This window comes from Paraburkholderia sediminicola (assembly GCF_046027825.1).
In the GTDB taxonomy this organism is placed as follows: Bacteria; Pseudomonadota; Gammaproteobacteria; order Burkholderiales; family Burkholderiaceae; genus Paraburkholderia; species Paraburkholderia sediminicola_D.
This window is the reverse complement of record NZ_JAQQDU010000035.1, coordinates 72,565-83,065: the sequence shown is the minus strand read 5'-3', so window position 1 is coordinate 83,065 and position 10,501 is coordinate 72,565. Positions and strand designations below refer to the sequence as shown.

Genomic DNA, 10,501 nt, shown 5'->3' with positions numbered 1-10,501 from the left:
ATCTTTTCTTTGCGGCGGGCGGCAAAGAAAAGTAGGTGCCGCCCCGCACGGGGGCAACACTAATAATCCAATATCAATTCAAGGAAAGGCCAACGCCATAGGCAGACAGACGGAACAAGCGCAGGCAATCAAACCAGGCAAAGCCCAACGCCACAGGCACACAGAAGTACAAGCGCCCCGCAGGCAAACAAACAAAAAAGGCGATAATTAACCCCCACCCGCCGAAGGCAAAAAGAAACACCCCTCGATGATCATCCGCCCACATCTCCATTGGTTCCGCATGCTGCTAGCCTGGCGGGGCTCCGTCCTCCCGCAGCTCCTGCCGCGCCTATTCCTCATTTTCGGCATTGCGATCGTCGCTGTGGCCGCTCACGACCACCTGCTGCCGGTTTCCCTCAATCTCAATACCACCGCCCCATTCTCACTCACAGGCATAGCGTTAGCGGTCTTTCTAGGCTTCCGGAACAACGCCAGCTACGACCGCTGGTGGGAAGCCCGCAAGCTCTGGGGCCAGTTGCTCAACGAATCCCGCTCGCTCACCCGCCAGGCACTCACGCTGCAAAATAAACAGCTGCCGAAGGAAGACATCAAGGAGTTCGTCGCCGCCCTCGGCGCCCTCCCCCATGCGCTGCGTCACCAACTCCGTAACAGCGATCCGCATGAAGATCTCGCGGCACGCCTGCCCAAAGCGCTTTTCGACCGCGTCATAGCGTCGCGCTACAAACCAGCGACACTCCTGCTGTTTCTCGGCGAATGGGTACAGCGCCACGCGCAAGCAGGCGCGATCGATCCGATGGCGGTGCTCGCCTTCGATCGAAACTTGAATGGTCTATCGGATGTGATTGGCGGTTGCGAGCGCATCGCGTCGACGCCGCTGCCCTTTGCCTATTCGGTGATGATTCACCGCACAGTGTATTTCTTCTGCGCAGTCCTGCCATTCGGACTGGTCGACAGCATCGGGATCTTCACGCCAGTCTTCGCGGTATTCGTCGCGTACACCTTCATGGCGCACGAAGCGATCGCCTCGCAAATCGAAGAGCCCTTCGGCACCGACGATAACGACCTCGCGCTCGAAACAATGTCGCTCGGTATCGAAGACGCCTTGCGCGACCTGCTAGGGGAGCCGGCATTTGCGCGGCCCTTGCCGCAAACCGAAACTCACGTGCTCACGTAAGGCGCGGGCGCTCAGTCGTTGCCGACGGTCTCCGACAAACGTTTGAGCGTGGCCACCCGTGCGCCGATGATATCGATGCGCCCACGCTCATCGATCACCGGCGTGGTGGCGTTGAGATACGCGGTCCAGGCCTTTTGTGCGCGCACGAGCGTCGGACGCGAGCGCGCCGGCATCCTCGCTTGCAAGCGGCGGTAATAGCGGTTCAGATCGAACATCGCGTGTTCGCATTGCGCGTCCGCCGTACAGGCGCGCGGACGCAGCGGAGGGTCGCCACCGGCGCTGATCCTGGCCACCGCGCTGCGTAGCGCGAGCGCGCGGTCACGCACCGGCTGCAACTGCATATCGGCTTCGGCCAGCACGTACATCGAGCCGCGCGTCGTCGCAAACACGGCCGCCAGCAACTGCTTCTCGACATCGCGCGAGGCCTGCCAGCTTGCCTGGCTCCTTTCCCATGGTTTGCGTTGCGCCTGCGGCAACTTCGTCTGAAGCTGCTGCCACGCACCGTCCAACGCGGCCTTCCAGCCGATCCGCGCGTTGTCCATGCACTGCACCTGCCCCGTCGTCGACGACATGTCGCTGCGCGCAAGACAGGCGCGCATCGACGCGTCGATCGGATCGGCGGCGGCGACTTCGGCATGCGCCTGAAGCGGCGCGACGCCGAGCACCGCCGCCGACATCGCCGACGTCAGGGCGAGCGCGCCAAACGCGCGCCGCCAGACGTCAGCGCCCAACCGGGACTTCACTCCCTTCATCGTCAGGCGCGCACGCAATCGACGAAGTATTCGATGCGCCCGTTGATGGTTTCGCCGACAAGCCCATGGATATCCGTGTGGAAACCCGGGAAGCGCTCGTTGAACTCGCGCGCGAAACGCAGGTAGTTGACGATGGTCTTGTTGAAGCGCTCGCCCGGAATCAGCAGCGGAATGCCCGGCGGATACGGCGTCAACAGGATCGACGTGACGCGGCCTTCGAGTTCGTCGATCGCTACCCGGTCGATCTCGCGGTGCGCGAGTTTGGCGAACGCATCCGACGGCTTCATCGCCGGCTCCATGCTCGACAGGTACATCTCGGTCGTCAGGCGCGCAATGTCGTTCGCGCGGTAGACGCTGTGAATCTGCTGGCACAGATCGCGCAGGCCGACACGTTCGTACATCGGATGATGCGCGACGAACTTGGGCAGCACGCGCCACAGCGGCTGGTTGTTGTCGTAGTCGTCCTTGAACTGCTGGAGTTCGGTGACCATCGAGTTCCAACGACCCTTGGTGATGCCGATCGTGAACATGATGAAGAACGAATACAGACCGGTCTTCTCGACAATGATGCCGTGCTCGGCCAGATACTTCGTGACGATCGCAGCCGGAATGCCCGATTCGCCAAAGCCGCCGTCCATATCCAGACCCGGCGTGACGATGGTCGCCTTGATCGGGTCAAGCATATTAAAACCATCGGCGAGCGAGCCGAAGCCATGCCACGCATCGTTCGGGCGCAGCATCCAGTCTTCACGCGAGCCGATGCCCTCTTCCGCGAACGTCTCCGGACCCCACACCTTGAAGAACCAGTCGTCGGCGTATTCGTCGTCGACCTTGCGCATGGCGCGGCGGAAATCGAGCGCTTCGGCAATCGACTCTTCGACCAGAGCCGTGCCGCCCGGCGCTTCCATCATGGCCGCGGCCACGTCGCACGAGGCGATGATCGCGTACTGCGGGCTGGTCGACGTGTGCATCAGATACGCTTCATTGAAGCGATGCTTGTCGAAGCGGCTGTTCTTCGAATCCTGCACGACGATCTGCGAAGCCTGCGAAATGCCGGCCAGCAGCTTGTGCGTGGAGTGCGTCGCGAACACCAGTGCGCCGATGCGCGGACGGCCCGCGCCGATCGCATGCATGTCCTGATAGAACTCGTGGAACTCGGCGTGCGGCAGCCAGGCTTCGTCGAAGTGCAACGTATCGAGCCAGTCGCCGAGCATTTCCTTGATCATCTCGACGTTGTAGATCACGCCGTCGTAGGTGCTCTGCGTGATGGTCAGGATGCGCGGCTTGAGGTTCGGGTTTTTCGCCAACGCCTCGCGCGCGAACGGATTCGCAAGGATCTTCTTCTTGATGTTTTCCGGCTCGAATTCGCTGCGCGGAATCGGACCGATGATGCCGAAGTTATTGCGCGTCGGCGTGAGGAAGACCGGAATCGCGCCGGTCATGGTGATCGCGTGCAGGATCGACTTGTGGCAGTTGCGGTCCACCAGCACGATGTCGCCAGGCGCCACCGTGCCGTGCCAGACGATCTTGTTCGAGGTCGACGTGCCGTTGGTCACGAAGAACACGTGGTCGGCACTGAAAATACGCGCGGCATTGCGCTCGGACGCCGCAATCGGGCCGGTGTGATCAAGCAACTGGCCGAGTTCGTCGACGGCGTTACACACGTCGGCGCGCAGCATGTTCTCGCCGAAAAACTGGTGGAACATCTGGCCGAGCGGGCTCTTCAGGAACGCGACGCCGCCCGAGTGCCCCGGACAATGCCAGGAATAGGAGCCTTCGTCCGCGTACTGCACCAGTTCCTTGAAGAACGGCGGCGAGAGCGAATCCAGGTACACCTTGGTTTCGCGGATGATGTGGCGCGCGACGAATTCCGGCGTGTCCTCGAACATATGGATGAAGCCGTGCAGTTCGCGCAGGATGTCGTTCGGCAAGTGGCGCGAAGTGCGCGTTTCGCCGTACAGGAAGATCGGAATGTCCGCGTTGCGACGGCGCACTTCGGTCACGAACCCGCGCAGCGCGATGATCGCGGCCGCCAGTTCCGGCGTCTCGCCTTCCACCACGACGTTATCGACGTACGGCAGCAGTTCGTCGTCGTCGATCGACAGGATGAAGCACGACGCGCGGCTCGACTGCTGCGCGAACGAAGTAAGATCGCCGTAGCTCGTCAACCCGAGCACTTCCGCGCCTTCTTTCTCGATGGCTTCGGCCAAAGCCCGGATGCCGGAACCCGAGATGTTCTCGGAGCGAAAATCTTCGTCGATGATGACGACGGGAAAACGAAACTTCATGGGCGATTCTCCAAAAAGAACGACCGCTGCATTTGACTAAGCAGCGGTCACCCGAATAGCTGGTGGGTCAGTACGCTGCCGACGTCACGTCTTGGGCAACGTGACGCCGTGCTGACCTTGATATTTGCCGCCGCGATCCGCGTACGACGTTTCACAAATTTCGTCGCTTTCGAAAAACAGCACCTGGGCGACGCCTTCGTTCGCGTAGATTTTCGCAGGCAAAGGTGTCGTATTCGAGAATTCGAGCGTGACGTGCCCTTCCCATTCCGGCTCGAACGGCGTGACGTTGACGATGATCCCGCAACGCGCATACGTGGATTTGCCTAGACACACAGTCAGGACGCTGCGCGGAATGCGGAAATACTCAACCGTGCGAGCCAGCGCGAACGAATTCGGCGGGATGATGCAAACATCACCCTTGAAGTCGACAAACGACTTCTCGTCAAAGTTCTTCGGATCGACGATCGTCGAGTTGATATTGGTGAAAATCTTGAATTCGTCGGCGCAGCGGATGTCGTAGCCGTAGCTCGACGTGCCGTAGCTGACAATCTTCCGGCCGTCTTCGGAAACGCGGACCTGATCGGGTGCAAACGGCTCGATCATGTTGTGCGACTCGGCCATGCGCCGGATCCACTTGTCGGATTTGATAGTCATAGGTGAACGCTGCTCGACTTGAATGACAGGTGTGTGACGGGTAACCACCCGGTGGATACCGGGCAACTTTCGGCAAACTTTCGGGGAAGGGCCTGAGCGGAGCGCCGTTCAAGCAGGCGGCCCGGGCTAGGCGCCCCCAACGAAAGGCGCTTATTTTACGCGATCGTGAGAATGCTGCTGCGGGTAAAGCCTAAGAACCGCCTGGTGCATGTGCACAGGCCGTTGCAAGGCCGTCAAGCGGCCGCGCCGCACGCAGATGACACACACGGCGCGCGGGCGCTCATTGGCGAATCAGCCCGCATGCGAGCGCGGGGCCTGCGCCATGCTGCGGATACGCGTAAGGGTCGCTCGCGTCGTGATGCAACAGCACGGCACGCTGCAGCACCGAGCGGATACCGTCAAGCGACACGTCCGGTGCAACGATGAAGCCGGTGGCCACACCGTTCGCGTCCGCGTGGATGTTGCCAAGATCGCCTTCGACCCGGGCGCCTGCTTTCAGGCGCTCGGCTGCCGGCGAGAACACCTGGCCGGCGCTTGAGCCGTCGGCGGCATTGCAGTCGCCGCGCTCATGCACTTGCAATGCGTGATCGCTATTGGGCGGCAAGCCCGCGAGATTGTAGGTGACCTGTACGCCGTCCGAACGCTCGATGAACGTAACGAGGCCGCGCGCCTGATTGCCCACGGTAGGCAGTAACTGCGCGTCGGCACGCTTTTCCTGTGGTCTCAGGAACACGCTACAGCCGCATAACAGCACGCTGCTGGCAGCCAGGACGATGAACGCCTGCACCGCCTGCCCGTCGATTCGTTTTCCCATGCGATCCTCTTGCCGGCCTGGCGGCCGCCCCTGCGGCCGCTGAGCCGAACTTGTGAAGTCGACATGATACCGCGAGACCAGGCGCAAATTAGCGCCTTGGCCTCGCTTTGACCCCTCATCCGAATGGCTACTCAGGTGTTCTGGACAACAATGCTGGGAAACTTGGAGGTCATGTCGCGAGCCCGCTCGGCAATATGGATCGCAACCTTGCGCGCGATCGACCGATAGATCTCAGCGATACGCCCTTCCGGATCCGCCACGACGGTGGGCTTGCCGGAGTCGGCCTGCTCACGAATAGCGATATCGAGCGGCAGGCTGCCGAGCACGTCGACGCCATACTCCTTGCCCATCCGCTCGCCGCCGCCCGCGCCGAAGATATGCTCTTCGTGGCCGCAATTCGAGCAGATATGCATACCCATGTTCTCAACGATGCCAAGGATCGGAATGCCGACCTTCTCGAACATCTTGAGGCCCTTCTTCGCATCGAGCAGCGCGATGTCCTGCGGCGTCGTGACGATCACGGCGCCCGTCACCGGCACGCGCTGCGACAAGGTCAGCTGAATGTCGCCGGTGCCCGGCGGCATGTCGACGATCAGGTAGTCGAGGTCTTGCCAGTTGGTCTGCCGCAGCAACTGTTCGAGCGCTGAAGTGGCCATCGGACCGCGCCACACCATCGGGTTGTCCTGCTCGATCAGAAAGCCGATCGAGTTGGCCTGCAAGCCATGGCCGGTCATCGCGTTCATCGACTTTTCGTCGGGTGATTCGGGACGGCCAGTAATCCCGAGCATCATCGGCAGCGAGGGGCCGTAGATGTCCGCATCGAGGATACCGACCGACGCGCCTTCGCTCGCCAGTGCCAGCGCGAGGTTCACGGCGGTCGTGCTCTTGCCGACCCCGCCCTTGCCCGACGCCACCGCGACGATGTTTTTAACGTTCGGCAATAGTTTGACGCCGCGCTGTACGGTGTGCGCAGCGATGTTCTGGGACACCTCGACACGTGCGTTTGCCACGCCGGGGACGGCTTTCAGCGCGTCGGCGAATTGCGCGCTGACCGCTTCAAACTGCCGTTTGGCCGGATAGCCGAGTACCACCTCGAGGCTAACCGTGTCACCCTCCACGGCTACGTTCCTGATGTTCCTGGCAACCGCGTAGGGCTTGCCCGTGTTGGGGTCAGTGACGGCCGCGAGGGCAGCGTCGACCAAAGCCCGATCGATACTCATTGACACTCCGTGGGGAACACTTGCCGCGCGGCGGAATCCAAGCCTCGGCCACGCGCCGGATTTTGAAAAAAATTGTTAGACAGCATTGCTAAAACCGGGCTTGCCGTGCACCCTTCGGGCAGGCGGAACGCCATGGGGTCGCATCGCTGCGTACTTCAGTCATCATTGTAGTGGCTGGCGCCAAGCCTTGCCGGAAGACCCTTCTCCACTGTCGGACCGGGACCGGAGAAGACGCAGGATTCTCGTATTATCGACTTGCGTGCTTTACGGCCGTCACGTCCGGCGGATAGATTTATCGCTTCCACCTGCTTCACTCAAGAGGAATCAAAAAATGAATGCAAAAATCATGACTCGCCTTGCCGTTTTCGCCGTAGCCGGTTCGCTGCTGGCAGGCTGCGCATCGCAACAAGGCACTGACACGGCCGTCGGCACGGGCGTGGGCGCCGCCACCGGCGCGGCGATTGGCGCGATCTTCGGCGGCGGCAAGGGCGCGGCGATCGGCGCGGGCGCCGGCGCAGCGGTCGGCGGCATCACCGGCTACAACTGGCAAGCCATTCACAACAAGCTGTCGGGCGCCACCAAGGGCACCGGCACGCAGATCACCGAGCAGCCGGACGGCTCGCTCAAGCTGAACATCCCGAGTTCGGTCACGTTCGATACCAACAGCTATGCGGTCAAGCCGTCGTTCGCGCCGGTGCTGGATCAGCTGACGCAGACCATGCAACAGAATCCGGAACTGATCGCCCAGGTGATCGGCTACACGGATAGCACGGGTCAGCCGGCTTACAACCAGACGCTGTCGGTCAACCGCGCGCAAAGCGTGACGGGCTATCTGGGGCAACGCGGCGTCGCGCCGCAACGCCTGTCGGCACAAGGCATGGGCCAGAACCAGCCGGTCGCTGACAACAACACCGAAGCCGGCCGTGCAGCAAACCGTCGCGTGGAAATCTATCTGCGCGCCACGGCTCAGCACGCCACGCAATAACGGCACAGCCTGAAAGAAGAGGATGCCACCGGACGCCAGGCTTTTGCCACGCGCGTCCGGTACGCCGTAAAAAGCGGAGGAAAGAGAATCTCGCAAGGGAACGAAAAAAATTTCGAACTCTGCCGAAAATCCGCGGTCTGTCTTTACGGTACGTGGCTGGCGAAGCCGGCGCGTCACCATTCTCCTCTTGTCGTTGTTGCTCCGGGGTTAATAGCCCCGGTTTTTTTTTGGGCGCTCGCTTTTCGCCCCTCAGGAAGTTCCCCCGGGCGACCAGGCTGCTCACGCCAGCAACCGCCCAGCCCAGGCGCCCCAGCCCGCGCCGGGCGCCTGCCCTGCTAGAATCAACGTTTCGTCCCACCGCAGGCTCCCACCATCCTTATGTCAGCACCCGCAACCGATCTCTCCGCAGGCGCGCCGTCAGGCCGTCGCCAGGTTCTCGTCACGTCGGCCCTTCCGTATGCGAACGGGCAAATCCATATCGGCCATCTGGTCGAATATATCCAGACGGACATCTGGGTCCGGACGTTGCGAATGCACGGGCACGAGGTCTACTACGTGGGCGCCGACGACACGCACGGCACGCCGGTCATGCTGCGCGCGGAGAAGGAAGGTCTGACGCCGAAGCAGCTGATCGACCGCGTCTGGCAAGAGCACAAGCGCGATTTCGACAGCTTCGGGATTTCGTTCGACAATTACTACTCGACCGATTCCGAAGAAAATCGCGTGCTGAGCGAATCGGTCTACGTTGCGCTCAAAGACGCCGGCCTGATCGAAGCGCGCGACATCGAGCAGGCATACGACCCCGTCAAGGAAATGTTCCTGCCGGACCGCTTCATCAAGGGCGAATGCCCGAAGTGCGGCGCGAAGGATCAATACGGCGACAGTTGCGAAGTCTGCGGTTCGACTTACCTGCCGACCGAGCTGATCAATCCGTATTCGGTCGTCTCGGGCGCCACGCCGATTCGTAAGACCTCGACGCACTACTTCTTCCGCCTGTCCGATCCGCGCTGCGAGAATTTCCTGCGCGCGTGGGTCAGCGGCCTTGCACAGCCGGAAGCCACCAACAAGATGCGCGAATGGCTCGGCGACGCCGGCGAAGCCAAGCTCGCCGACTGGGATATTTCGCGCGACGCACCGTATTTCGGCTTCGAGATTCCGGGCGCACCGGGCAAGTATTTCTACGTGTGGCTGGACGCACCGGTCGGCTATTACGCAAGCTTCAAGAACCTCGCTGATAAGCGCGGCCTCGACTTCGACGCGTGGATTCGCAAGGGCTCGACCGCCGAGCAGTACCACTTCATCGGCAAAGACATTCTGTATTTCCACACGCTGTTCTGGCCGGCCATGCTCGAATTCTCGGGCCACCGCACGCCGACCAACGTGTTCGCGCACGGCTTCCTGACGGTGGACGGCGCAAAGATGTCGAAGTCGCGCGGCACCTTCATCACCGCGCAAAGCGTGATCGACACGGGCCTCAATCCGGAATGGCTGCGCTACTACTTTGCCGCCAAGCTGAACAGCACGATGGAAGACCTCGACCTGAACCTCGACGACTTCCAGGCACGCGTGAACAGCGATCTGGTCGGCAAGTACGTGAACATCGCGAGCCGCGCAGCCGGCTTCCTGATCAAACGCTTCGACGGCCGCGTGCAGGACAGCGCGATGCAGCACCCGCTGCTCGCCACGCTGCGCGCCGCCGTGCCGCAAATCGCCTCGAACTACGAAGCGCGCGAGTACAACCGCGCACTGCGTCAGACCATGGAACTGGCCGACGCGGTCAATGCGTACGTCGACACCGCCAAGCCGTGGGACCAGGCGAAAGACCCGGTGAATGCTGTTGCGTTGCACGAAACCTGCAGCGTAAGTATCGAGGCGTTCCGTCTGCTGTCGCTGGCGCTCAAGCCGGTGTTGCCGAAGCTGGCGGAAGCCGTCGAAGCCTTCCTCGGCATTGAGCCGCTGGTATGGGCCGACGCGAATGTGCCGTTGAGCTCGGCGCGCCCGATCAACGCGTACAAGCATCTGATGACGCGCGTCGATCCGAAGCAGATCGAGGCGCTCATCGCAGCGAATCGCGACTCGCTGCAAGCCACGCCGGAAGCCGCGGCGCCGGCGGATGCAAAGGCCAAGTCGAAGGCAGCGAAAGCCGCCGCCGCTGAGAAGGACGAAACACCCGGCGTCATCTCGATCGACGACTTCGCCAAGATCGATCTGCGCATCGCGAAGATCGTCGACTGCAAGGCGGTGGAAGGCTCGGACAAGCTGCTGCAACTGACACTCGACGTCGGCGAAGAGAAGACGCGCAACGTGTTCTCCGGCATCAAGTCGGCCTATCAGCCGGAGCAACTGGTCGGCAAGCTGACGGTGATGGTCGCGAACCTCGCACCGCGCAAGATGAAGTTCGGCATGTCCGAAGGGATGGTGCTGGCGGCCTCCGCGACTGACGAGAACGCCGAGGCGGGCCTGTACGTGCTCGAGCCGGATAGCGGCGCGAAGCCGGGCATGCGCGTGAAGTAAAGCGCGCGGCGTCGAACGCTGCAGGCATCAACAAAAACGGCACGCTTTCAAAGGCGTGCCGCTTTTTTTATGCCGTGGCGCTGTTCAGACCGCTCTAACC

The 10,501-nt window shown here is 61.8% G+C and carries 9 protein-coding genes; 4 read left to right on the top strand and 5 right to left on the bottom strand.

Annotated elements, in window-relative coordinates; genetic code table 11:
- A partial coding sequence (locus tag PQQ96_RS20220) for a hypothetical protein (protein WP_408295560.1) occupies positions 1 to 211 on the top strand: 211 nt, incomplete at its 5' end.
- Between the two features lie 36 nt (positions 212 to 247).
- The gene (locus PQQ96_RS20215) at positions 248 to 1,174 is read left to right on the top strand and encodes a bestrophin family protein (protein WP_408295558.1); all 927 of its coding nucleotides are present in this window, start codon (positions 248 to 250) and stop codon (positions 1,172 to 1,174) included.
- 11 nt (positions 1,175 to 1,185) lie between these two features.
- On the opposite strand, the gene PQQ96_RS20210 is transcribed toward PQQ96_RS20215, so the two are convergent.
- The 5 genes from PQQ96_RS20210 to apbC form a co-directional block, all read right to left on the bottom strand.
- The gene (locus PQQ96_RS20210) at positions 1,186 to 1,926 is read right to left on the bottom strand and encodes a lysozyme inhibitor LprI family protein (RefSeq protein ID WP_408295555.1); all 741 of its coding nucleotides are present in this window, start codon (positions 1,924 to 1,926) and stop codon (positions 1,186 to 1,188) included.
- A gap of 2 nt (positions 1,927 to 1,928) precedes the next feature.
- The gene (locus PQQ96_RS20205) at positions 1,929 to 4,214 is read right to left on the bottom strand and encodes an Orn/Lys/Arg family decarboxylase (RefSeq protein WP_408295552.1); all 2,286 of its coding nucleotides are present in this window, start codon (positions 4,212 to 4,214) and stop codon (positions 1,929 to 1,931) included.
- Positions 4,215 to 4,298: 84 nt separating this feature from the next.
- On the bottom strand, positions 4,299 to 4,868 hold the full coding sequence (gene dcd, locus PQQ96_RS20200; RefSeq protein ID WP_028200499.1) for a dCTP deaminase: 570 nt from the start codon (positions 4,866 to 4,868) through the stop codon (positions 4,299 to 4,301).
- 280 nt (positions 4,869 to 5,148) lie between these two features.
- Complete coding sequence (locus tag PQQ96_RS20195; RefSeq protein ID WP_408295549.1) at positions 5,149 to 5,682, bottom strand: superoxide dismutase family protein; 534 nt, start codon at positions 5,680 to 5,682, stop codon at positions 5,149 to 5,151.
- 131 nt (positions 5,683 to 5,813) lie between these two features.
- Positions 5,814 to 6,902: an iron-sulfur cluster carrier protein ApbC gene (gene apbC, locus PQQ96_RS20190; RefSeq protein WP_408295546.1), complete on the bottom strand. Its 1,089-nt coding sequence runs from the start codon at positions 6,900 to 6,902 to the stop codon at positions 5,814 to 5,816.
- Between the two features lie 331 nt (positions 6,903 to 7,233).
- Here apbC and PQQ96_RS20185 point away from each other — a divergent pair, with 331 nt between their 5' ends.
- Positions 7,234 to 7,887 carry a YiaD family glycine zipper/OmpA-like lipoprotein gene (locus tag PQQ96_RS20185; RefSeq protein WP_054035104.1) on the top strand — a complete coding sequence of 218 codons (654 nt, stop codon included), beginning with the start codon at positions 7,234 to 7,236 and terminating at the stop codon, positions 7,885 to 7,887.
- A gap of 378 nt (positions 7,888 to 8,265) precedes the next feature.
- Positions 8,266 to 10,401, top strand: coding sequence for a methionine--tRNA ligase (gene metG / locus PQQ96_RS20180; RefSeq protein ID WP_408295543.1), 2,136 nt, complete (start codon positions 8,266 to 8,268; stop codon positions 10,399 to 10,401).
- Positions 10,402 to 10,501: the final 100 nt, after the last annotated feature.

Excerpts from the sequence above, each read along its gene's own strand:
- PQQ96_RS20215 (WP_408295558.1), top strand. The coding sequence starts at position 248 with ATGATCATCCGCCCACATCTCCATTGGTTCCGCATGCTGCTAGCCTGG.
- PQQ96_RS20210 (WP_408295555.1), bottom strand. The coding sequence starts at position 1,926 with ATGAAGGGAGTGAAGTCCCGGTTGGGCGCTGACGTCTGGCGGCGCGCG.
- PQQ96_RS20205 (WP_408295552.1), bottom strand. The coding sequence starts at position 4,214 with ATGAAGTTTCGTTTTCCCGTCGTCATCATCGACGAAGATTTTCGCTCC.
- dcd (WP_028200499.1), bottom strand. The coding sequence starts at position 4,868 with ATGACTATCAAATCCGACAAGTGGATCCGGCGCATGGCCGAGTCGCAC.
- PQQ96_RS20195 (WP_408295549.1), bottom strand. The coding sequence starts at position 5,682 with ATGGGAAAACGAATCGACGGGCAGGCGGTGCAGGCGTTCATCGTCCTG.
- apbC (WP_408295546.1), bottom strand. The coding sequence starts at position 6,902 with ATGAGTATCGATCGGGCTTTGGTCGACGCTGCCCTCGCGGCCGTCACT.
- PQQ96_RS20185 (WP_054035104.1), top strand. The coding sequence starts at position 7,234 with ATGAATGCAAAAATCATGACTCGCCTTGCCGTTTTCGCCGTAGCCGGT.
- metG (WP_408295543.1), top strand. The coding sequence starts at position 8,266 with ATGTCAGCACCCGCAACCGATCTCTCCGCAGGCGCGCCGTCAGGCCGT.